This is a genomic window from Streptomyces sp. NPDC033136 (assembly GCF_055578235.1).
This window is the reverse complement of record NZ_JBVIPD010000006.1, coordinates 397,751-419,597: the sequence shown is the minus strand read 5'-3', so window position 1 is coordinate 419,597 and position 21,847 is coordinate 397,751. Positions and strand designations below refer to the sequence as shown.

Sequence of the window (21,847 nt, the reverse complement as noted above, 5' to 3'; positions counted from 1 at the left end):
CGTACTGACTCATGCTGCTTCCGTCCGGTCCGCCGCCATCCCCACCGAGTCCAGCAGCGCGGTGCCGACGATCAGATCCGCCCCGCCGAACTCCGGATCATCGAGCTCGGTCCCGTCGTCCACGGCGAACAACAGCTTCTGCTCCCCCTGCCGGTAGGCGGTACCGACCGGCGGACTGGCCGCGTGCACCGCCAGCAGGGCCACCAGATAGGGCAGATCTGGATCCTGCCGCCGGGCCTCCGCCAGCAGACCCGACAGCCGCCGCGGCGCATCCGCCGGCAGGTCGAGCAACTCCTGCGCCGCCGCCAACTGCTCCTCGCTGAACCGGCTGTCGTCGGGCGTGGCGATGACATCCGGCTCGGGCATCTCCGCGCCCAGATGCTCCCGCTCCACGGGCGGCGTCAGCAGTATGTCGACCAGGTCCCCGACCCGGACGGACACCGGCGTGCGCAACCCGGTGCCGCGCCCGAAGAACGCGTCCGTGACCCGCACGGCCTGCTCCAGCGGCAGCGGCAGGACGGGCGAGAGGAGGTGCCCGTACAGGTCGATCCCCGACGTCGTCATCGGCGTGGCGAAGGCCTGCCGGTCCTGCTCGGCGCGGAACAGCGGCCCGGCCTCGAGCAGCCGGGACTGCAACTGCGTGTGCCGCCGGATGCAGTCCTTGACGATGTCGACCAGCTCGGCCGCGCGACGTTTGTGCTCCGGTTCCTCGGACTCGTCACGCGCCTTGCGAATGTTCGTGAGGATCGCGTTCTCGTGCCGGTAGCGGTCGGCCACGTGCTCCAGGGCCTCGGCGATCATATCGGGCACGGTGGTCAGCCAGTCCACCGCACGCACATTGCGCCGGGTCGCGTCCAGGGCGCGGCGCAGGGTCTCCGAGTACTGCACGGTCCGGTAGCGGGCCTGTTCGGCCGCGAGCTGGGCATCGGCGAGCCGGCCCCGATTGATCAGCACCTCCAGCTTGACCTCGGCGGCGATCTGCGCGCTGGTGACGTCCGTGTCGAGGGCGCCGACCAGGACGTTGACCGCCTCGTCCGTCGTACGGAGGTAGACCGTGCCGCCGGGGCCGGGGACCTCCTCGATCAGCTTGAAGTCGTAGTCGCGGCGCACATACGTGCCGTCCGCACCGAACGTGCCGTACACCGCGCGGAAGCCGCGGTCGACGCTGCCGACGTTGATCAGGTTTTCCAGGACCCAGCGCGCCACCCGCTCGTGCTCGGCGGCGGGGCGCCGCGGGGCCTGGGCGGCGACGCGCGGGATGAGACGGCCGACGATCTGTTCGTGGTCCGCGCCGGTGTCGAAGTCCATGTTGAGGGTGACGAGGTCGATGGCCGCGAGGGCCACCTCCGCCATGCCGTACACCGAGTACTCGCCCGCGAGGTTGGCCTTGCGCACGTCGAGGTCGTGCAGCGGCGCGGTGCAGGCGAGCGCGCGCAGCCGCCGCGCCAGACCCTCGTCGGCGGCCGGCCCCGGGGCGGGGCGCGGCCCCGCGCTGAGCTGGGGCGGAACACTGTCCGTCGATGCAGGCGAAGTCACGGTGCACAGACTAGGTCCTGGGTCTGACAACCACCCAAACGACGCGGTACGCCTCCCAGCCGCCCACTCCCCAGCCGTCCACTTCCGCCCCGCCCACTCCCCAGCCGTCCACTCCCGAGCCGCCCGCTTCCACCCCGTCCGCCCCTCAGCCGTCCTCACCCACGCGCCGCCGGTACACCTCGACCACCCGCTCCAGCGAGTCGTCGAGGTATCCGGCCAGCAGGCCCTCGGCCTGTCCCCGGTCCCCCGCCTGAAGCGCCTCCAGAATCGCGACATTTCGCGCAATGTACGGTTCATGCAACCGCTGCGGCTCGTCCACCACGTGGAACGCCAGGCGCAGTTCGGCGAAGACACTCCGCATCAGCTCGTCCGTGCGCTCGCTCGCGGCGAGAGCGACCAGCTCCCGATGGAAGTGGATGTTGGCCGTACCCACTCCCTTCCAGTCACCTTCCCGAGCCGCCCGCCGCCCCTCCTCCACGGCACCCGCGAGCCCGTCGAGGCCGTACGGCCGCTCACCGAGGCCACGGACGACGGCGCACTCGACGAGCCGCCGGGTGCGGTAGATGTCCTCCACGTCCTCCACGGTCAGGACCCGGACGAAGACGCCCCGGTTCAGCTCGTGGACGAGCAGGCGTTCGTGCGTGAGCAGCCGGAACGCCTCGCGCAGGGTGTTGCGGGAGACGCCGAGCGCGCCGCCGATGCTGTCCTCGGACAGGCGGGTGCCGGGCGGGAAGTAGCCCTCGGCGATCCGGCTCCTGAGGATGTCCGAGACCCGCTCCGCGGTGCTGGTGCGGCCCAGGAGAGCCCGGTCGTCGGCGAGGTCCTTCAGTTGCTCTGCCATGCCGGAATTCAATCGCAGATCCCAGGAACGAACCAACATGGGTATTGAGGGATCGTTGAACAATCCTCTACGGTGCTACGCACGGCGTCGCCTCCCTCACCGCGACGCCGACCGCTTCCGTACGGCCCGGCTCACCCCGAAGCACCCTCCGTCCTCCCTATGCGAGGTGCCCATGAGCACGACCCCTCCACCGCAGGCCCTGACCGACGACACGCGCCCCGCGCCCGCCGAACCCGCCTCGGACGACGGGGCGTTCGGCTGGCTGCGGGCCCTGGGACCGCGCGGCCGCCGCGCCTTCACCGGCGCCTTCGGCGGCTTTGCCCTGGACTCGTACGACTACTTCACGCTGCCGCTCAGCATGGTCGCGCTGTCGGCCTACTTCGGTCTGAACAGCGGACAGACCGGTCTCTTCACGACGGTCACCCTGGTGGTCTCCGCGATCGGCGGCGCCCTCGCGGGCGTGCTGGCCGACCGCGTGGGCCGGGTGAAGGCGCTGATGGTCACCGTGATCACCTACGCGGTGTTCACCGTCGCCTGCGGCTTCGCGCCCAACTACGAGACACTGCTGGTCTTCCGCGCCCTCCAGGGCCTCGGTTTCGGCGGCGAGTGGGCGGTCGGCGCGATCCTGGTCGCCGAGTACGCCAGCGCCAAGCACCGGGGCCGCACGCTCGGCGTGATCCAAAGCTCCTGGGCCGTGGGCTGGGGCATGGCCGTGATCGCCTACACCGTCATCTTCACGGTGGCCGGCGACGACCTGGCCTGGCGCATCATGTTCTGGACCGGTGCGCTGCCCGCGCTGCTCGTCATCTGGCTGCGGCACAGCGTGCACGACGCGCCCGAGGCGGCCGCCGCCCGTGAACGGAGCACGGAGAAGGGCTCGTTCACGGCGATCTTCAAGCCCGGCCTGCTGCGGACGACGGTCTTCGCGGTGCTGCTCTCGACCGGCGTCCAGGGCGGCTACTACACGCTGGCCACCTGGGTACCGACCTACCTGAAGTCCGAGCGCGACCTGTCGGTCGTCGGCACCGGCGGCTACCTGACGCTCCTGATCTCGGGCGCCTTCATCGGCTACCTGACCGGCGGTTACCTCACGGACAAGCTGGGCCGGCGGCGCAACATCTGGCTCTTCGCGCTGCTGTCGGCGATCTGCATCCTGGCGTACGCGAACATCCCGAGCGGCGCCAACACCCTGCTCCTGGTGCTCGGTTTCCCGCTCGGGTTCTGCATGTCGGCCATCTTCAGCGGCTTCGGCTCGTACCTGAGCGAGCTGTACCCGACGGCGGTGCGCGGCACGGGGCAGGGCTTCACGTACAACACCGGGCGCGCGGTGGGTGCCGTGTTCCCGACGACGGTCGGGTTCCTGGCCGACAGCTGGGGCGTGGGCGGCGCGCTGGTCTTCGGGGCGATCGGCTACGGCATCGCGGCGCTGGCGCTGCTCGGGCTGCCGGAGACGCGCGGGAAGGAGCTCACGTGAACTTCACAAGCACAAGCACAAGCACCGAGACCGGGACCGGGACCGGGGACCGTCCCGTCGTCCTCGTCGACGAGCACGCGCACGCGTGGAGCCCGGAGTCGGCCCGGGCCCGCTTCCGGCAGGGCCTGACCGGTCCCACGGCCGGGGTCGCGGCGGGCCACACCCAGGTCAACCTGATCTCGGTGCCCGCCGACTGGGCCTACGACATGCTGCTGTTCTGCCAGCGCAACCCCAAGCCCTGCCCGCTCCTCGACGTCACGGACGCGGGCTCCTGGACGACCGTGCTCGCCGAGGGCGCGGATCTGCGGACCGACCTGCCGCGCTACCGGGTGTGGCGGGACGGCCGGCTGGTGGACGAGCCGACGGACGTGCGCGCGTACTGGCGGGACGACCTGGTGTCGTTCCTCATCGGCTGCAGTTTCACCTTCGAGTGGGCGCTGGGCGGGGCGGGCGTTCCGATCCGGCACGTCGAGCAGGGCCGCAACGTCCCGATGTACGTGACGAGCCGGCAGTGCCGTCCGGCGGGGCGCCTGCACGGGCCGCTGGTGGTGTCGATGCGGCCGGTGCCGCCCCGGCATCTGGCGGCGGCGATCCGGGAGAGCAGTCTGCTGCCGGCGGTGCACGGCAGCCCCGTACACTGCGGCGATCCCTCCGGGCTCGGCGTCGACGACCTCGGCCGCCCCGACTTCGGTGATCCGGTGGACGCCGAGCCGGACGACATCCCGGTGTTCTGGGCCTGTGGGGTGACCCCGCAGGCGGCCGTGATGGCCTCGCGCCCGCCGTTCGCCCTCACGCACGCCCCCGGGCAGATGTTCCTCACCGATGCCCGCGACGAGCAGTACCGCGTGGCCTGACAGGAGACACGACTCGTGACCTCGATCGACCTGAACGCCGACCTCGGCGAGGGCTTCGGCCGCTGGCGGCTCACCGACGACGAACGGCTGCTGTCCGTCGTCACCAGCGCCAACGTGGCGTGCGGCTTCCACGCCGGGGACGCGGCCACCATGCGCCGGGTGTGCGAGCTGGCGGCCGGGCGCGGGGTCCGGATCGGAGCCCAGGTGTCCTACCGGGACCTGGCCGGTTTCGGGCGGCGCGCGATGGACGTGCCGCCCGCCGAGCTGGCGGCCGAAGTGGCCTACCAGATCGGCGCCCTGGAGGTCTTCGCGCGCGCCGCCGGTGCCCGCGTGGCCTACGTCAAACCGCACGGCGCGCTCTACAACCGGGTCGTGCACGACGAGGAGCAGGCCGCCGCGGTCGTCGAAGGCGTGCTCCTCGCGGACGCCGCGCTGCCGGTGCTGGGCCTGCCCGGCTCGCGCCTGCTGGAGCTGGCCGGGAAGGCCGGACTGCCGGTCGTCACCGAGGCGTTCGCGGACCGGGCGTACACCGATGCGGGCACCCTGGTGCCCCGTGGCCAGGAGGGCGCCGTGGTCACCGAACCGGACACGGTCGTGGAGCGCTCTCTGAGCCTGGCCCGCTCCGGCGAGGTGGTCTCCCGCTCGGGGGCGCGCATAGAGGTACGCGCGCGTTCCCTGTGCCTGCACGGCGACACACCCGGCGCGGTGGAGCTGGCGCGCAGGGTGCGGGCGCGGCTGGAGGCGTCGGGAGTCCAGGTGGAGGCCTTCGCATGAGGGTGCTGCCCGTCGGCGAGGACGCCCTGCTCGTCGAGGTCTCCTCGGGCGACGAGGCCCAGGCCCTGCACGCCGAGCTGCTGCGACGCCGCGCGGAGGGCTCGCTGTCGGCCCGCGAGATCGTGCCCGCGGCACGCACGGTCCTCCTCGACGGTCTCGACGCGCCCGCCCGGCTGGCCGCCGAACTGACCGCCGCGGCACTCCCGCCCGCTCTCCCACAAGCGCGTGACGTGGTCGAGATCCCCGTGCGCTACGACGGCCCGGACCTGGCCGACATCGCCGCGCACTGGGGTGTGCCGGGACGGGAGGTCGCCCGTATCCACGCGCGGGCGGAGTTCCGGGTCGCCTTCTGCGGCTTCGCGCCCGGCTTCGGCTACCTCACCGGCCTGCCGCCGCGCTACGACGTCCCGCGCCGGGCCACCCCGCGCACGGCCGTCCCAGCAGGGTCGGTGGCCCTGGCCGGCCCGTACACGGGCGTGTACCCGCGCTCGTCCCCGGGTGGCTGGCAGCTGATCGGCACGACGGACGCCGTGCTGTGGGACCACGCGCGCGTACCGGCGGCGCTGCTCTCGCCGGGCACGCGGGTGCGGTTCGTCCCCGAGGCGGAGGCATGACGGACCGCGCGCTCGCCGTCGTACGCGCCGGCGCCCTCACCACGGTGCAGGACCTGGGCCGCCCCGGTCACGCCCACCTCGGGGTCCCCCGCTCCGGCGCGCTGGACCGGCTCGCGGCAGACCTCGTCAACCGGCTGACCGGCAATCCTCCTGCGGCGGCCGTGCTGGAGACGACCGTCAACGGCTGTGCCGTACGCCCCCGTTCCACCGTCACCGTGGCCGTGGCGGGCGCGCCGTGCCGGGTCACGGTGGACGGACGGCCCGTCGCCTGGGGCGCCCCGGTGCGCGTGCCCGCCGGGGCGCTGCTGGACGTCGGGCCCGCCGTGTCCGGCGTGCGCGCGTACGTGGGGGTCTCCGGGGGCATCGCCGTCGAGCCCGTGCTGGGCAGCCGCTCGACCGACCTGCTGTCCGGGCTCGGCCCGGCGCCGCTCGCGGGCGGCACCGTACTGCCCCTGGGGCAGCCGACCGGCGTCCACGCGCGCGTGGACGTCGCCCCGCAGCCGGCGCCACCGGCCGAGCTGGTGCTGCGGGTGACGCTCGGCCCGCGCGACGACTGGTTCACGCCGGAGGCCGTCCGCACCTTCGTCTCCCGCGCCTACCGGGTGTCCCCCGCGAGCAACCGCATCGGGCTGCGTACGGAGGGGCCCGCCCTGGAGCGGGCCCGGCCGGGCGAACTGCCCAGCGAGGGCATGGTGCTGGGCGCGGTCCAGGTGCCGCCGGACGGCAGGCCGGTGGTGTTCCTGGCCGACCATCCGACGACCGGCGGCTATCCGGTGATCGCCGTGGTCGGCGCCGCCGACCTCCCGGCCGCGGCCCAGGCGGTTCCCGGCACACCGGTCCGTTTCGTGGCGGTACGCCGCCCCTAGCAGACCTGCTCCCGAAGGGGGCAACACGCGCATCCCCTCAAGCCCCGCAGGCCCTGCCCGGGTCAGGCGGCATCCGGTTGTTCCGCCACGGACAACGCGGCGAGGGCCGCCGACACCGCCGCGGAGATCAAGCCGGGCGCTCGTTTCCCGGGCGCGGTGCCGGAGCTCGTCTGCGGCCAGGCCATGTCCACGTCGTCCTGATCCGCGAGTCACCCGACGTTCGTCTCCGCGGGCTGAACCGCCCCCGGTGTTCTCGCTCAGGCGGTCACACAGCAGTCTCCTCGGGACCGAACCTGCTGCGTACGGCCGTCTGCACCTCGGCCTCCTCGGCCGGGTCGGCGGCGAGTCGGCGCAGTCGCTCGACCACACGGGTGTCGCCGGTCTCGGCGTGCCGGGCGGCGAGTTCGCGGGTGGTCTCCTCGCAGTCCCACAGGCACTCGACGGCGAAGCCGGTGGCGAAGGAGGGGTCGGTGGCGGCGAGGGCCCGGGCGGCCCGGCCGCGCAGATGGGAGGAGGCGGTCTCACGGTAGACGTGGCGGAGGACGGGTGCGGCGCAGGCGATGCCGAGCCGCCCGGTGCCGTCGACCAGGGTCCACAGGGTCGGCGCGTCGGGGCCTTCGCCCCGTACGGCCTCCCGTAGCGCCGCGAGGACCAGGTCGCGGTCCTGCGCCCCGCCCCGGCAGGCGAGCAGGCGCCCGGCGGCGGCGCCCAGGGCGTCCGGCCGACGGGCCCAGCCGCGTGCCCGGTCGACGGCGGCGAGCGAACGCATGCGTTCGAAGGCGTCGACGGCGGCGTCCACGACGAGCGTCGAGCCGGTGGCCACGGCGCCCTCGATCAGATCGAGGGCCTCGGGGTCGTTGCCGTCGGCGAGGTAGCGCAGGGCGGTGCACCGGGCTCCGTCGCCGCCGTCCCGGGCCGCCCGGACGATCTCGGCCCGGTCCTCGGGTCCTGCGACGGCGGAGAGACAGCGGGCGGCCGGGACGTGGAGCGCGGCACCCCGCTCGATGCCCTGCTGGGCCCAGTCGAACACGGCCTGCACGCTCCACCCGGGGCGTGGGCCCGCTGGTCGCATCTGCCGCTGCCAGCGGTCGAAACAGCCCGTTTCGTGGGCGGCACGCACGCGTGTGGCGATGGATTCGCGCGGATCCTCGGCCCACAGCCGCCACGGCCGGGGTTCGAAGGCGTCACGGACGGTCGCGGCCAGCTCGGCCTCGCCCTCCGGATCGGCCGGGAAGCGGGCGAGGACGGGTGCGGCGAGGGCGCGCAGGCCCGCGTCGTCGTCCCTGAGGGCCAGCTCGTCGAGGGCCCAGGCCCAGTTGGAGCCGTGGGCGGCGTACCTGCGCAGCAGTTCGAGCGCGTCCCGCCGGCCGTAGGAGGCGAGATGCCCGAGGACGGCGAGGGCGAGCCCGGTGCGCGACTCTTCGGTGTCGAGGACGTCCTCGGCGCCGAAGAGATGGGCCTCGATCTCGTCCAGCTCGCCGTTCAGGTCGAGGTAGAGGCGGGCGTAGTAGAGGGAGCGGTTCTCCACCTGCCAGTCGTGGCGGGGATCGCGCAGCACGCAGTGGTTGAGCGCCGCGAGGGCCTCGGGGCGCGGGGCGGTGAGCGCATGGAGTGTGCCGTCGCCACGGCCCCGCTGGAGCAGGCCGAGCAGCGTACCGCTGGGCGCTATGACCGGATCGAACATGGGAAACAGCCTCACATCAAGCGTCGACGCAACCGGGGACGTGTACTACCTGGCCGCGCGACAACACGTCGGAGTGCCCGCCGTTTCCTGCTTGCTGTAGACCATCTTCCTCTGCCTCTCGTCGGTGGCCCTTGCGGACCGCTTCACGGCCCGCGCGGTGCGGCAACATGTGCCCCGCCATCACGTCCGTGAACCACGTCGTCATGATGACTCGGCACTTCCGTCTGCCGCGACCGAAATTTCGGCGGCCCCGCCCCGCCTCCCCCGTTTTCCGTGTCGTTCCAGGTCAGACTGGTCGGCTCAGCGCTCGCCGAACAGTTCGAGCAGTTCACTCCGGCCGAACATCCGTGCCGTGTCGACGGCCGACGGCGTGCCGGCGGACGGGTCGGCGCCACCCTCCAGGAGGGCCTTGACGACGTCCATCTCGCCCTTGAAGGCGGCTCCCGCGAGCGGGGTCTGGCCTCGGTCGTTGATCCGGTCGGCCTCGGCGCCGCGGGCGAGCAGTGCTCGCACCGCGTCGGAGTGGCCGTGGTAGGCGGCGAGCATCACGAGCGAGTCACCGCGGTCGTTGGTGAGGTTGGCCGGAACCCCCGCGTCGACGTACGCCACGAGCTCCTCGGTCTGTCCCCGCCGGGCAAGATCGAAGATCTTGGTCGCCAGCTCCACGACCTCGGGGTCGGGGACTTCGGTCATCGGCCGGACCGCCTCTCCACTGCGCAGCGTCGGATGGGTACGCCTGCGCGCCGCAGCCGTACGAGTGAATCGCCAGGGTACTGGCTCGCGCGGCACATGACCCGATGTGCCCGAGGTAAAGATCAGCACAGACCGGGGCGAGCGCAACAGCTCGGCTCCACCGGGTCGGGGACCACTCCGCCAGCCAGGGGAAATCGTCCAAATTTCACCCAGTTGCACCTTTTATCGTATGGATACATCCTGTGAGCCTGGAAGTACTCATGGTGACTGTCCCCGCGAACCAGGAGACCTCAAATGATCCTCTCCATCTCAGGCGTGGTCCTGCTCGGCATCGTCGTCTTCATCTTCTTCCGCAAGGACGGCCTGAAGGCGTCGCACGCCGTGGTGGCGATGCTCTTCGGCTTCTATCTGGCGAGCACGGCCATCGCCCCGAGCATCAAGGCGGGCGGCGAGAGCCTCGCGAGCCTCCTCGGCGGGATCAGGTTCTGACGATCCCGCCCTCCGTACGCATCCCGCCCGTACGCACTCACTGGAGGCAGTAGTGGCCCGGCGCCCCCTCCCCCGCATTCTGAGCAACGGCAGCGCGCAGCTCGCACGGAGCCGGGAGCTGGCCCGGACGGCCGCCGACAGCGCCACGGACGTCCTCCATCCGCTGATCACGATCACGCGCGGTCTGCGCCGGCTGGCCGGGGCCGGGCGGCGCAGATGGACGGAGACGCCCAAGGAGAGGCGGGGGGCGCTGCTGTTCCTGGTCGCCTCCGTGCTCCTGGTCGTGGCGCTGATGCCGTACGGGCCGCTGCTCGCGGCCATCACCCTGATGGCGGTGGCGGCCTGGCAGGGCCGGGACCGCACCGCGGCGGCGTCCGACGGGCCCGACGAGTCGCAGAGCCGGCGTCTGAAGTCGCTGTACGAGGCGCTCGTGCCGTACTTCTCCACCGCCGAGGACCCCGAGCCGCTGTACGCGCACGGCGGCGCGTGGGACAAGGCCTTCCCCACCTACGCGTTCGACGGCGGCGGCCGGATCTCGCAGCTGGTGGTCCGCTACCCGGCGTACTTCACCGACGGCGAGCCCGAGTCCCGCGCCCGCATCGAGCACCTCCTCGCGGCCAAGTCGGGCCGTGGCCGCGAATACCACTTCACGTGGGACGAGGAGGGCAACCAGTTGACGGTCGGCGTACTCCTGCCGCTCCCCGTCGACATCGCCGCCCAGAGTTTCGTCACCACTCCCGGCGAGACGGTGCTCGGCTTCACCGACCCCACCCGGGTCCAGCGCACACTCCCCCTCACCCACGGCGAGCGGCGACGAGACATGCCCCCGGTCGTCTGGCGCACGGGCCCGCGCTCCACCGAGCCGCACCTGCTCGCCCTCGGTCAGCCGGGCACCGGCACCTCGACCCTGCTGCGCTCCATCGCCCTGCAGGCCCTCCAGCACGGCGACGTGGTGATCGTCGACGGCGGCGGCACCGGCGAGTACGCCTGCCTGACCGGCCGGGACGGCGTCCTGGCCGTCGAGTGCGGGCTGGCCGGGGCGACGGCGAGTCTGGAGTGGGCCGCGACCGAGACGGAGCGCCGTCTCATCGCCGCCAACCGGGCCCACCAGGCGGGGCACCCCCCGCCCGAGGACACCAAGCGTCCTCTGTGGATCCTCCTGGACCGCCCCACCTCGTTCACCCATCTGGCCGCCGAGGACGGCCGCAAGGACCCGCAGTCCCTCCTCCAGGTCCCCCTCCGGCACGGCCGCCCCGCGAACGTCACGGTGGTCGTGGCCGACCAGCTGGACAGCCTGGACGCCCTCGGCGAGCCGGTACGCCGGCACACCCGCGCCCGCGTGGTCCTCGGCCCGGCGACGGCGGAGCAGCTCGAATCGGTCCTGGGCGCACCCCCGCACACCACCCCGGTCGACCAGGTCCCGCCCGGCCGCGGCTACGCCCGCCTCGGCACGGGCCCGGTCCACCGCCTGCAGGTCCCGGCCACCCCGAACCCCTACGACGACGCGACCTCCGACGCCCATCGCGAGGCGGTCCTGTCCCTCCTCCCGCCCCGGACGACACCGGCGGACGGGGAGACGGTCCCGGAGCCGGACCAGGCGGAAGGCGAACCCGAGTTGGTGCCGGCGGAGACGGCACCGGAGCCGGAGCCGGCCAAGGCACCGGAACCGCAGCCCGAGCCGGTACCGGTACCGGTACTCACCAAGGACCCGTTGCCGAATCCGGGTCCGGTCCTGACGAAGCCGACACGGGCGAAACGCGCGTAGCGCGCCGAGCCGCGGTCGTTCCCCCTTCTCCTGCGGCCTCCTCCCGCGGCATGGACACCTGGCGCGGACGCCCGGCACCCACACCCGGCGTCACGCGACGAACGTGCGCGGCGCCTCCGTACCGCCCACTCCACCGCTCTCCACCAGCCCCGCCGCCGCGGCCAGCCGCACCGCCGCCTCCTCGGCCACCGCCCCGCCCACGGTGAACGGCAACCGCACATACCCCTCGAACGCCCCGTCGACCCCGAACCGCGGCCCGGACGGCACACGCACCCCCACGCGCTCCCCCGCCTCAGCCAGCCGCGACCCGGACAGCCCTCCGGTCCGCACCCAGAGCGTCAACCCGCCCTGCGGCACCTCGAACTCCCACCCCGGCAGCTCCCGCCGCACGGCACTCACCAGCTCGTCCCGGTTCGACCGGGCCTGCTTCCGCCGCACCTCCACGGCCTGCTCCCAACCATCCGTGCCGAACAGCCAGTTGACGGCCAACTGCTCCAGCACCGGCGTACCGAGATCGGCGTAGGCCCGCGCGGCGACGAGACTGCGGATCACGTCCGGCGCGGCCCGCACCCACCCGATCCGCATCCCGGCCCAGAACGCCTTGCTCGCCGACCCCACCGTGATCACGGTCGACCCCGCCGGGTCGAACGCGCACACCGGCCGCGGCATCCGCACCTCCCGGTCGAGCCACAGCTCGGTCATCGTCTCGTCGGCGATCAGCACGGTCCCCGCGGAGCGCGCCGCGTCCACCAGCCGCCGCCGCTGGTCCTCGTCGGCCAGCGCCCCGGTCGGGTTGTGGAAGTCGGCGACGACGTACGCGATGCGGGGCGCCGCGTCCCGCAGGACCTGCCGCCAGCGGTCCATGTCCCACCCGGTGAGCCCCTCGGCCATCGCCACGGGCACGAGCCGGGCCCCGGCCTCCCGCATGAGCTGGAGGATGTTGGCGTACGAGGGCGACTCGACGGCGATGCGCTCGCCCCGCCCGCCGAACAGATGACAGATCGCGTCGATCGCGCCCATCGCCCCGGTGGTCACCATGATCTGCTCGGGCATGGTCGGGATCCCGCGCGCGGTGTAGCGCTCGGCGATCATCGCCCGCAGCGCCGGCAGCCCGGCGGGATAGTCGCCGTGCGTGTGCGCGTACGGCGGCAGCTCCTCCAGCGCGCCCCGCACGGCCCGGGTGAGCCAGGGCTCGGGGGCGGGCAGCGCGGCACAGCCGAGATCGATCATCGAGCCGAGTGCCTCCGGCGGCAGGGGCTCCAGCCCTCGCGCGGGCAGCGGGTTCCCGGCGGGCACGGCGGTCCAGCTGCCCGCGCCGCGCCGGGACTCCAGGAAGCCCTCGCTGCGCAGCGCCTCGTAGGCGGCGGCCACCGTCGTACGGCTGACGGACAGGGAGAGGGCGAGTTCCCGCTCGGCGGGCAGCCGGGCGGCCACCGGGACACGACCCTCGAGCACCAGCAGGCGAATGCCGTCGGCGAGTGCGCGATAGGCGGGCGGCCGACGCGTGCCGGGCCCCGCCGGACGGTCCTGCTGCGACGTGAGGAGCCGGGCGAGCTGCGCCGCGCCCACGGCCGAGGTCCACTGCGCCATCGGAATCAGTCCACCTTCCCCGGATTGGCCATGGATGGCCTCTTGATCCAAGCCACAGGGTGTCATGCGGCAGTCCACTATCACCACAGGAGGGCACATCATGGCCACACAGGGGCGTCTGGCCCGGCGGCTGACGCAGCTCTACGCCGGTCTCGCGCTGTACGGGGCGAGTTCGGCGCTCCTCGTCCGGTCGGGGCTCGGGCTGGAGCCGTGGAACGTGCTGCACCAGGGCCTCGCCGAGCTGACCGGGCTGTCGATCGGCGTCGTGCTGACCCTCGTGGGCGCCGCGGTGCTGCTCGCCTGGATCCCGCTCCGCCAGCGGCCGGGCCTGGGCACCATCTCCAACGTGCTGGTCATCGGCATGGCGATGGACGCGACACTGGCCCTGGTGCCCGACGCTCAGGGCTGGGCACCGCGCGTGGGTCTGATGGGGGCGGGGATCGTCCTGAACGGCGCGGCGACCGGCCTGTACATCGCGGCGCGCTTCGGCCCGGGCCCGCGCGACGGCCTGATGACGGGGCTGCACCAGCTCACCGGCGTCTCGATCCGCCTGGTGCGCACGGGCATCGAGCTCGCGGTCGTGGCGACCGGTTTCGCGCTGGGCGGCACCGTCGGCATCGGCACCCTTCTGTACGCGGTGGCGATCGGTCCGCTCGCCCAGCTGTTCCTGCGCGTGTTCACCGTCCCCTCGGCGTCCGGCGGCAGCGCGGTCGTTGCCACCGGGCGACCCCGAGGGGCGATACTGCGTCCGTGACCCCGCGGATACGCCACCCCTATCTGGACCATCCCGGTCCGATCGCCTTCGCCCACCGGGGCGGGGCCGCGGACGGCCTGGAGAACACCGTGCGGCAGTTCCGGTGCGCCGTCGAGGCGGGGTACCGGTACATCGAGACCGACGTCCACACCACGCGGGACGGCGAACTCGTCGCCTTCCACGACGCGACCCTGGACCGGGTGACGGACGGCGCGGGCCGGATCGCCGACCTGCCCTGGCAGGAGGTACGGCAGGCCCGTGTGGCGGGCGAGGAACCCCTGCCCCTGTTCGAAGAGCTCCTGGAGACCTTCCCCGGCGTGCGCTGGAACGTCGACGTCAAGGCGGAGGCCGCCCTGCTGCCCTTCCTCGACCTGGTCGGGCGGACGGACTCCTGGGACCGGATCTGTCTCGGTTCCTTCTCCGAGGCACGGGTGGTGCGCGCCCAGCGGCTGGCCGGCCCGCGCCTGGCCACGTCGTACGGCACCCGGGGCGTGCTCAACCTGCGGCTGTGCTCCTGGGGGCTGCCGGCGGCGGTGCGCCGGTCGGCGATCGCCGCCCAGGTCCCCGAGATGCAGTCCGGCATCCAGGTCGTGGACCACCGCTTCGTCCGCGCCGCCCACGCGCGCGGGCTCCAGGTGCACGTGTGGACCGTCAACGACCCCGAGAGCATGCACCGGCTTCTGGACCTGGGTGTGGATGGCATCATGACCGATCACATCGACACGTTGCGCAAGGTCATGGAGGACCGCGGCGTCTGGACCTGAGCCCCCGGCCGTCCGCCTCTGCGCGTTCACGGGGAAGCGAGGGCGCGGGTGGGCACCGACACCGTGCGGACACCGCCGGCCGACGGGGCGGAAGGCCTCAGACGCGAGCAGCGCGGCTGGTACTTCTACGACTGGGCGTGCTCCGTCTATTCGACGAGCGTGCTCACCGTGTTCCTGGGCCCCTATCTGACCTCGGTCGCCGAGTCGGCCGCGAACGCCGACGGGTACGTCCACCCCCTCGGCATCCCGGTGCGCGCCGGATCGTTCTTCGCGTACTCGGTGTCCCTGTCGGTGGTCGTGGCGGTGCTGGTGATGCCCCTGGTGGGCGCCGCCGCCGACCGCACCGGCCGCAAGAAGCCCCTCCTCGCGGCCGCCGCGTACGTCGGCGCCACCGCCACGACGGCCATGTTCTTCCTGGACGGTGACCGCTATCTGCTCGGCGGTGCCCTCCTGGTCGTCGCGAACGCCGCCCAGTCGGTGGCGATGATGCTGTACAACTCCTACCTGCCGCAGATCGCCCCGCCCGAGCAGCGGGACGCGGTCTCCTCCCGGGGCTGGGCCTTCGGCTACGCGGCGGGCTCGGTGGTCCTGGTCGCCAACCTGGTCCTCTACACCGGGCACGACAGCTTCGGCGTCTCGGAGAGCACGGCGGTCCGCATCTGCCTGGCGTCGGCCGGCCTGTGGTGGGGTGCCTTCGCCCTCATCCCGCTGACCCGGCTCCGCGACCGCAGGTCCGCCGCGCGGGAGGCGGCCCTCCCGGGCTTCCGGCAGCTCGCGGCGACCGTCCGGGACATGCGCCGCCATCCGCTGACCCTCGCCTTCCTGCTCGCGTACCTCGTCTACAACGACGGCATCCAGACGGTGATCTCCCAGGCCTCCGTCTACGGCTCCGAGGAACTGGGCCTCGGGCAGTCCACCCTCATCGGCGCCGTCCTGCTGGTGCAGGTGCTGGCGGTGGCGGGAGCGCTGACGATGGGCCGGCTGGCCCGGACGTACGGCGCCAAGCGCACGATCCTCGGCTCGCTGGTCGCCTGGACGGTGACGCTCGCGGCCGGGTTCTTCCTGCCGGCCGGCGCGCCCATGTGGTTCTTCGTCCTGGCCGCCGGGATCGGCCTGGTCCTCGGCGGCAGCCAGGCGCTGTCCCGCTCCCTGTTCTCCCATCTCGTCCCGCCCGGCAAAGAGGCCGAATACTTCTCCGCCTACGAGATGAGCGACCGCGGCATGAGCTGGCTGGGGCCGCTGCTGTTCGGGCTCACCTACCAGCTCACCGGGAGCTACCGGGACGCGATCATCTCGCTGGTGGTGTTCTTCGTGCTCGGTTTCGCCCTGCTCGCCCGGGTTCCGGTGCGGCGTGCGATCGAGGAAGCGGGGAACCCGGTTCCGGACAGGATTTAGCACTGAGCACGAAAGGGCTGTAGTGTACGCGTTTGGCCTGCCAGGCGTACCGTTACTGCGCGTCAAAGATGCCGAAACGCTAGGTTATATCTGTTATCAGATGTGACAAACCGGGCGCTGGTGGGTACAACAAGGGCGGCTACGACGGCGACGCATGACCCGGAACGGGACTCGGAACGGGAATCTTTACCGCCGACCGGACGTTGACCGGATGACGACGACAGCGACACCTGTCCTGTGGGCGACAAGCCCGGGAGGCACGATTCATGAGTGAGCGAGCTCTTCGCGGCACGCGCCTCGTGGTGACCAGCTACGAGACGGACCGCGGCATCGACCTGGCCCCGCGCCAGGCCGTGGAGTACGCATGCGAGAAGGGGCACCGCTTTGAGATGCCCTTCTCGGTCGAGGCGGAGATCCCGCCGGAGTGGGAGTGCAAGGTCTGCGGGGCCCAGGCACTCCTGGTGGACGGCGACGGCCCTGAAGAGAAGAAGGCCAAGCCCGCGCGTACGCATTGGGACATGCTGATGGAGCGGCGCACCCGCGAGGAACTCGAAGAGGTCCTCGCGGAGCGCCTGGCGGTTCTTCGCTCCGGCGCGATGAACATTGCTGTTCATCCCCGGGACAGCCGCAAGTCGGCCTAGGTCCCTGCAAGGCCTGGCGGATTGATCAGCGCACGTCAGTAACCGCGGGCGCCGTACGCAATGTACGGCGCCCGCGGTTTTCTGCTGTGCCCTGACCAGCGCCCTCAGCCCCGTGTTCTCCAGGCAGGGCTCAGTGCGTCAGCGGCGGACGCGGCTGCTCCGGCGCGTCGCCGCCCGGCTCGTCCGTGACGACCTCGCCCTGGACGACCTTGCCGTCGGGGTAATGCATCCGGGCCTGCTGGAAGGCACCCCCCAGGGTGCCCGGGCCGGCCTCGCGAAGCTTGCGCTCGAAGGTGCGCTCGGCGGAGCGGCTCACGGCCTTCTGCACCGGCGGCAGCAGCAGGAGCAGGCCCACCGCGTCCGACACCAGGCCGGGGATCATCAGCAGCAGACCGCCCAGCATCATCAGGCCGTTGCCCTCGCTGTTCGGCCGGGCCGCCGCGGGCATCACCCCGCTCTGCTGCTGTTGCAACGCCTCGGAGAGATTGCGGAAGGCCCGCCGTCCGGCCCGCTTGATCACCACCGAGCCGAGGACGACGCCGGCCAGCAGGACAAGGAAGACCACCAGTCCGTTCGTGGCCCCCGCGACCAGTGTGAGCAGCCAGATCTCGAGCACGAGCCACCCGGCGATCCCCAGCGGCAGGAACGAGCGCAGCCGGGAGCGCCGGGGCTGTGCGGGGTGCCTGGGAGTCTGAGCGCCAGTCGTCATGCCTCCAGTGTGCCTGGCCCCGGCTCAGCGCGGGATAAGCCCCCGATCAGCCGTTCCTGTGAGCGGCCGGCCCGGACAGCGGCCCGGTCGGCGGCGTCAGGGCTTCGACGGCTTGCCGCCCCGCCCGGTGACCTTGCCGACGCGCTCTCCCACACCCCACGCCGTGACCCGCCAGAGCGCCTCGACGAGGATGTCGCGGCTCATCTTGGAGTCGCCGAGTTCGCGCTCGACGAACGTGATGGGCACCTCGACGACGTGGCAGCCGGCCTTGACCGCGCGGCGGGCGAGGTCCACCTGAAAGCAGTACCCCTGGGAGGCGACCTTGTCGAGGCCGAGACCCTCCAGGGTCTCGCGGCGGAAGGCCCGGTAACCGCCGGTGATGTCGCGCAGCGGCAGGTCGAGCGCCAGCCGGGAGTAGAGGCTGCCGCCCCGGGAGATCACCTCCCGGGACTTCGGCCAGTTCACCACCCGGCCGCCCGGCACCCAGCGCGAGCCCAGCACCAGGTCGGCGCTCTTGAGGGCGGTGAGCAGACGGGGCAGTTCTTCGGGCTGGTGGGAGCCGTCGGCGTCCATCTCGATCAGCACGCCGTAGTCGCGCTCCAGGCCCCAGCGGAAGCCCGCGAGGTAGGCGGCGCCCAGGCCCTCCTTGCCCTTGCGGTGCAGCACGTGGACGTGGTCGTCCTCGACGGTCAGCTCGTCGGCCAGCTTGCCGGTGCCGTCCGGGCTGTTGTCGTCGGCCACGAGTACGTGCGCCTCGGGGACGGCCTTGCGCACCCGGCCGACGATGCTCTTGATGTTCTCCGCCTCGTTGTAGGTCGGGATGATCACCAAGGCCGTGCCGAGCGGGCCGAACTTCCTCCCCTGGGCTCCTGCCGCGAGGGTTCCGTCGCCGTCGTTCACTGATGCCCCTTCATGTCCATATGCAGGGGTCCACCTTAATGGGCCCGGCCTGCGATGACGTGCCGGGACGTTCGAATCGTGGTGTCGGCTCCGCAAGACGGGGGCAGGGGCGCGATTCGGGGTGTGAGCGTACGGCGGATGGGGGCCCGGCGCCCTTCGGGCCGACCTGGGATCCGCTGGCTGCGGATCGACCGAAAGCCGTTGTCTACTGAGCGGCCGGGCCCCACCCGGGTCGCACCTCCCCGACCAGCCGGAACGTTCCCTCGGCGCTGCGCCGGCCTGAGCCTGGCTCCCAGTGGCGGTGCCCCGGTGCGGCACACCGTCCCTGACCCGGCGGCGCCGCGGCGAGTGCTCCGGACGTTCCCCGGTCGGGCGTCCGGTGGTGGACTCGGCCGAACCTACCGGCCCCCTGCGGCCGCCTGTCAACAGCCGATTGATCTGCGCATCTTCGAGCAAAGCGCTGGTCAGCACGGAGGATGCGCAGGTCGCGCGCCGAGGGCGCGGCGCGCGACGTCAGGCGCGCCATCCCCGTAGATCACTCGCCCGGCCCTACGAAGACCGTGCGTCCGCCCACCACCGTGCGCAGGCAGACGGGCAGGTCGCGGCCCGGTGTCAGATCGGGCAGACCGGGGGTGCCGGAGCGGGGGTCCGTGGACCAGCGGGCGACCCGGTCGTCGGGGGCCTGGACCACGAGGTCGCCGATCCGCCACACGGCGTAGTCGGCGGGGGCGCCCGGAACCAGGACGCCCGCGTCGTCCCGCCCCACGGCCCGCCAGCCGCCGCGCGTGTGCGCCGTGAACGCGGCGCGTACGGACACCCGGTGCTCCGGCGTGCGGTGGAAGGCGGCGGCCCGGACCGTGCCCCACGGGTCGAGCGGGGTGACCGGGCTGTCGGAGCCGAACGCGAGGGGGACACCGGCCCGCAGCAAGGCCGCGAAGGGGTTCAGGCCGCGGGCCCGCTCCGCCCCGAGCCGCTGCGCGTACATGCCGTCCTCGCCGCCCCACAGGGCGTCGAAGGCGGGCTGGACGGAGGCGGTGAGGCCGAGTTCGGCGAAGGCCGCGATCGTCTCCGGGGTAAGCATCTCGGCGTGCTCCACACGGTGCCGGGCAGCCCGGACACGGGCGAGACCGAGCTTCTCGGCGGCGGCGCGCACGCCTTCCACCACGGCGTCCACGGCCGCGTCGCCGATGGCGTGGAAGCCGGCCTGGAGACCCGCCTCGGTGCAGGAGACGACGTGCGCGGCGACCGCTCCGGCGTCCAGGTAGGCCCTGCCGCTGTGCCCGGCATCGGTGTACGGCTGGTGCAGGCAGGCCGTGTGCGAGCCGAGGGCCCCGTCGACGAACAGGTCCCCCGCGGCGCCGGTCGCGCCCAGCGCCCGCGCCTTGGCGACGTCCTGCTCGGCCCAGTAGCCGACGACCCGCGGGCCGGGCTCCCCGGCGGCGAGGCGCAGCAGGCCGGTGAAGTCGTCCTCGGAGGAGATCTCCGGCCCGGCGCACTCGTGGACCGTGCCGATTCCGAGCGAGGCCGCGCGGGTGAGGGCGGCGCGCTGCGCCTCACTGCGCTGCCGGGGTGTGACGGCGGCGAGCGCGGCGGCCCGCACGTCGTGATGGGCGCCGGCCGTGAGCGGCCCGTCCTCGCGGGTGCCGCCCGGGACCAGATCGAGCAGCGCCGTCGTGACGACCGCCGAGTGGACATCGATACGGCTGAGGTAGAGGGGCCGGTGACCGGTGGCCTCATCGAGCTCGGCACGCGTCGGGGGCCGGCCGCCGGGCCAGCGTGCGGCGTCCCACCCGTGGCCGAGCAGGACGCGGTCGTCCGGACGGGCGGCGGCGAAGTCCCGCACGTGGGCCAGGGCCGCCTCCAGGGAGGGGGCGCCCGACAGGTCGAGGCCGGTCAGGGCGAGGCCCGTGGCAGTCGTGTGCACATGCGCATCGGTGAACGCGGGGGTGACCAGCGCCCCGTCGAGGTCGACCACCTCGTCGACCCCGTCGGCAAAGGCGTCCGCGGCCCCCTCGGACCCCACCCAGGCGACCTGCCCGCGCTCCACGACCATCGCGGTGGCGAACGGATCGGCAGGACTGTGCACCTCTCCACGACGGAGAAGAACGGTCTCGGACGGGACACTGGACTCACTCATGGAGCACAGTCTCACAGGGCCGCTTCCCTGCCCTGAACCAGGGGCGCGGACCATCGCGCGGACAGCCCCGCACGATCGCACGAGCAGCCCTGCGCGACCCCCATGAGCAGCCCCCGCACCCCACGGTCAGATCCGCACGACCCGCACGATCAGATCCGCGGCGGCCGCGCCTCGTACGGCGTGGACAGCACGACGGTCGTCCGGGTCGACACTCCCGCCAGCGACCGCACCCGGGCCAGCAGTTCCTCCAGTTCGTGCGGCGTGGCCACCCGCACCTTGAGGATGTAGTTCTCGTCCCCCGCGACGCTGTGGCACGCCTCGATCTCCGGCACTCCGGCCAGCCGGTCCGCGATGTCGTCCGGCGCACTGGGGTCGAACGGTTTCACCGAGATGAACGCCGTCATCGGCAGCCCCACGGCCTCGGGGTCGACGACCGCCGCGTACCCGCGGATGACACCCCGCTGCTCCAGCCGCCGCACCCGCTGATGCACGGCCGACGTGGACAGCCCCGTGGCCTTGCCCAGGTCGGTGTAGCTCATCCGCCCGTCCTTGACGAGCAGCTGCACGATCTGTCGGTCCAGCTCCTCCATGGCGCAAGAACCTACAGGGCGGCTGATCTCCTCGGATACCTGAGCAGCCCAGGTCATGCCCGGTTCGTGATGTGGCCGGAGGCTGACGGTCAGTCGTCCGGGGGACAAATCCGCCGCAGTGGGCACCTGCACAGGGCATGTGACGAACGCCACAGGCCTCGAACAGTCTCCGTGATGTTCTCGTGATTACCGCCCAGGGGGGACGGGAAGTGCTTGCTGTGGTCGAGGCCGCAGTGCCTGAACGGCCCAGCCCGAGGGGGAGAACCCAATGCAGAGTCTTAAGCGCCCTGGTCGCACCGCAACCAAGCGGCAGCAGCTCGTCGTCGAGCCCGAGCCGGAGGGCGTCGAACCCGACGCCTACGACGACGAACTCGACGCCTACGACACGTTCGAGATGTTCCGGGTGGTCTGCCCGGACTGCGCGCAGCCCATCGCCCTGCTGGCGGACGAGGAGGTGCTGCCGGAGCACGCGCTGTGCGCCTCGCCGTGGAACCCGTTCGGACTCACGGTCTGCGCCGGAACCGGCCGCAGGGCCGCGGACGCCCGCACCGCCGACGAGTCCGTGGATCCCCAGGAGCAGGACACCGCCCTGCTGTTGACGCTCCCTCAGGGGCTCGACTGGCGGACCCAGCCGTTCTCGCACGTCGGCGGCCCGGGCTCGCGCCCCATCAGGGTGCCGGTCATGCGCCGCGCGGCCTGAGCGCGGGTTTCCCCGCCGCCGTACTCCCGTAGCCACCCCGCGCCACGGCTCTCGCAGGCCGCCGTGGTGCGGGGCCA

The 21,847-nt window shown here is 72.7% G+C and carries 21 protein-coding genes; 12 read left to right on the top strand and 9 right to left on the bottom strand.

What is annotated here, in order from left to right; translation table 11 throughout:
• Nucleotides 1-9: 9 nt before the first annotated feature.
• The gene (locus tag ACZ5TL_RS14825) at nt 10-1,536 is read right to left on the bottom strand and encodes a hypothetical protein (RefSeq protein WP_468589994.1); all 1,527 of its coding nucleotides are present in this window, start codon (nt 1,534-1,536) and stop codon (nt 10-12) included.
• A 145-nt stretch (nt 1,537-1,681) separates the two neighbouring features.
• Nucleotides 1,682-2,377, bottom strand: a complete 696-nt coding sequence (locus ACZ5TL_RS14820; RefSeq protein ID WP_468589992.1) for a GntR family transcriptional regulator — start codon at nt 2,375-2,377, stop codon at nt 1,682-1,684.
• 172 nt (nt 2,378-2,549) lie between these two features.
• Between ACZ5TL_RS14820 and ACZ5TL_RS14815 the strand changes: the two genes are divergently transcribed.
• Genes ACZ5TL_RS14815 through ACZ5TL_RS14795 form a run of 5 tightly spaced genes read left to right on the top strand, consistent with a single transcriptional unit; the run spans nt 2,550 to nt 6,959 of the window.
• Nucleotides 2,550-3,851, top strand: a complete 1,302-nt coding sequence (locus tag ACZ5TL_RS14815) for an MFS transporter (RefSeq protein ID WP_468589991.1) — start codon at nt 2,550-2,552, stop codon at nt 3,849-3,851.
• Nucleotides 3,848-4,705: a putative hydro-lyase gene (locus tag ACZ5TL_RS14810; RefSeq protein ID WP_468589990.1), complete on the top strand. Its 858-nt coding sequence runs from the start codon at nt 3,848-3,850 to the stop codon at nt 4,703-4,705. Before ACZ5TL_RS14815 ends, ACZ5TL_RS14810 begins: the two co-directional genes overlap by 4 nt.
• Nucleotides 4,706-4,720: 15 nt before the next feature.
• On the top strand, nt 4,721-5,479 hold the full coding sequence (locus ACZ5TL_RS14805) for a LamB/YcsF family protein (RefSeq protein WP_468589989.1): 759 nt from the start codon (nt 4,721-4,723) through the stop codon (nt 5,477-5,479).
• On the top strand, nt 5,476-6,093 hold the full coding sequence (locus tag ACZ5TL_RS14800) for a 5-oxoprolinase subunit B family protein (protein WP_468589988.1): 618 nt from the start codon (nt 5,476-5,478) through the stop codon (nt 6,091-6,093). The genes ACZ5TL_RS14805 and ACZ5TL_RS14800 overlap by 4 nt, the downstream gene beginning before the upstream one ends.
• Nucleotides 6,090-6,959: a 5-oxoprolinase subunit C family protein gene (locus ACZ5TL_RS14795; protein ID WP_468589986.1), complete on the top strand. Its 870-nt coding sequence runs from the start codon at nt 6,090-6,092 to the stop codon at nt 6,957-6,959. The genes ACZ5TL_RS14800 and ACZ5TL_RS14795 overlap by 4 nt, the downstream gene beginning before the upstream one ends.
• 265 nt (nt 6,960-7,224) lie before the next feature.
• Here ACZ5TL_RS14795 and ACZ5TL_RS14790 read toward each other — a convergent pair whose 3' ends face one another.
• Together ACZ5TL_RS14790 and ACZ5TL_RS14785 are read right to left on the bottom strand one after the other, a co-directional pair.
• The gene (locus ACZ5TL_RS14790) at nt 7,225-8,643 is read right to left on the bottom strand and encodes a HEAT repeat domain-containing protein (RefSeq protein WP_468589984.1); all 1,419 of its coding nucleotides are present in this window, start codon (nt 8,641-8,643) and stop codon (nt 7,225-7,227) included.
• Nucleotides 8,644-8,943: 300 nt separating this feature from the next.
• Nucleotides 8,944-9,336: an ankyrin repeat domain-containing protein gene (locus ACZ5TL_RS14785; RefSeq protein WP_468589983.1), complete on the bottom strand. Its 393-nt coding sequence runs from the start codon at nt 9,334-9,336 to the stop codon at nt 8,944-8,946.
• 294 nt (nt 9,337-9,630) lie between these two features.
• Here ACZ5TL_RS14785 and ACZ5TL_RS14780 point away from each other — a divergent pair, with 294 nt between their 5' ends.
• Entirely contained in the window at nt 9,631-9,825 is a 195-nt protein-coding gene (locus tag ACZ5TL_RS14780; RefSeq protein ID WP_399411667.1) for a hypothetical protein, read from the top strand.
• A 52-nt stretch (nt 9,826-9,877) separates the two neighbouring features.
• A complete protein-coding gene (locus ACZ5TL_RS14775; RefSeq protein WP_468589982.1) occupies nt 9,878-11,590 on the top strand; it encodes a hypothetical protein in 1,713 nt (570 codons plus the stop codon).
• A 90-nt stretch (nt 11,591-11,680) separates the two neighbouring features.
• On the opposite strand, the gene ACZ5TL_RS14770 is transcribed toward ACZ5TL_RS14775, so the two are convergent.
• Nucleotides 11,681-13,180, bottom strand: a complete 1,500-nt coding sequence (locus ACZ5TL_RS14770; protein WP_468589980.1) for an SCO1417 family PLP biosynthesis transcription factor — start codon at nt 13,178-13,180, stop codon at nt 11,681-11,683.
• Between the two features lie 100 nt (nt 13,181-13,280).
• Between ACZ5TL_RS14770 and yczE the strand changes: the two genes are divergently transcribed.
• The 4 genes from yczE (at nt 13,281) to ACZ5TL_RS14750 (ending at nt 16,734) form a co-directional block, all read left to right on the top strand.
• Nucleotides 13,281-13,934, top strand: a complete 654-nt coding sequence (gene yczE / locus ACZ5TL_RS14765) for a membrane protein YczE (protein ID WP_468589979.1) — start codon at nt 13,281-13,283, stop codon at nt 13,932-13,934.
• Entirely contained in the window at nt 13,931-14,698 is a 768-nt protein-coding gene (locus ACZ5TL_RS14760; protein WP_468589978.1) for a glycerophosphodiester phosphodiesterase, read from the top strand. The genes yczE and ACZ5TL_RS14760 overlap by 4 nt, the downstream gene beginning before the upstream one ends.
• 48 nt (nt 14,699-14,746) lie before the next feature.
• Complete coding sequence (locus ACZ5TL_RS14755; RefSeq protein WP_468589977.1) at nt 14,747-16,093, top strand: MFS transporter; 1,347 nt, start codon at nt 14,747-14,749, stop codon at nt 16,091-16,093.
• Nucleotides 16,094-16,359: 266 nt separating this feature from the next.
• Nucleotides 16,360-16,734 (top strand): RNA polymerase-binding protein RbpA, encoded by a 375-nt coding sequence (locus tag ACZ5TL_RS14750; protein WP_030677841.1) that lies wholly within the window; start codon nt 16,360-16,362, stop codon nt 16,732-16,734.
• Between the two features lie 130 nt (nt 16,735-16,864).
• Here the strand turns inward: ACZ5TL_RS14750 and fxsA are convergent, their stop codons facing one another.
• From fxsA to ACZ5TL_RS14730, 4 genes are all read right to left on the bottom strand, one after another.
• On the bottom strand, nt 16,865-17,443 hold the full coding sequence (gene fxsA, locus ACZ5TL_RS14745) for an FxsA family membrane protein (protein WP_468589975.1): 579 nt from the start codon (nt 17,441-17,443) through the stop codon (nt 16,865-16,867).
• A 96-nt stretch (nt 17,444-17,539) separates the two neighbouring features.
• Nucleotides 17,540-18,343: a polyprenol monophosphomannose synthase gene (locus ACZ5TL_RS14740; RefSeq protein WP_468589974.1), complete on the bottom strand. Its 804-nt coding sequence runs from the start codon at nt 18,341-18,343 to the stop codon at nt 17,540-17,542.
• Between the two features lie 535 nt (nt 18,344-18,878).
• Nucleotides 18,879-20,480: an amidohydrolase gene (locus ACZ5TL_RS14735; protein WP_468589973.1), complete on the bottom strand. Its 1,602-nt coding sequence runs from the start codon at nt 20,478-20,480 to the stop codon at nt 18,879-18,881.
• 149 nt (nt 20,481-20,629) lie between these two features.
• The gene (locus ACZ5TL_RS14730; protein WP_006136660.1) at nt 20,630-21,070 is read right to left on the bottom strand and encodes an Lrp/AsnC family transcriptional regulator; all 441 of its coding nucleotides are present in this window, start codon (nt 21,068-21,070) and stop codon (nt 20,630-20,632) included.
• A gap of 268 nt (nt 21,071-21,338) precedes the next feature.
• Between ACZ5TL_RS14730 and ACZ5TL_RS14725 the strand changes: the two genes are divergently transcribed.
• Nucleotides 21,339-21,770 carry a hypothetical protein gene (locus ACZ5TL_RS14725; RefSeq protein WP_468589972.1) on the top strand — a complete coding sequence of 144 codons (432 nt, stop codon included), beginning with the start codon at nt 21,339-21,341 and terminating at the stop codon, nt 21,768-21,770.
• Nucleotides 21,771-21,847 lie beyond the last annotated feature (77 nt).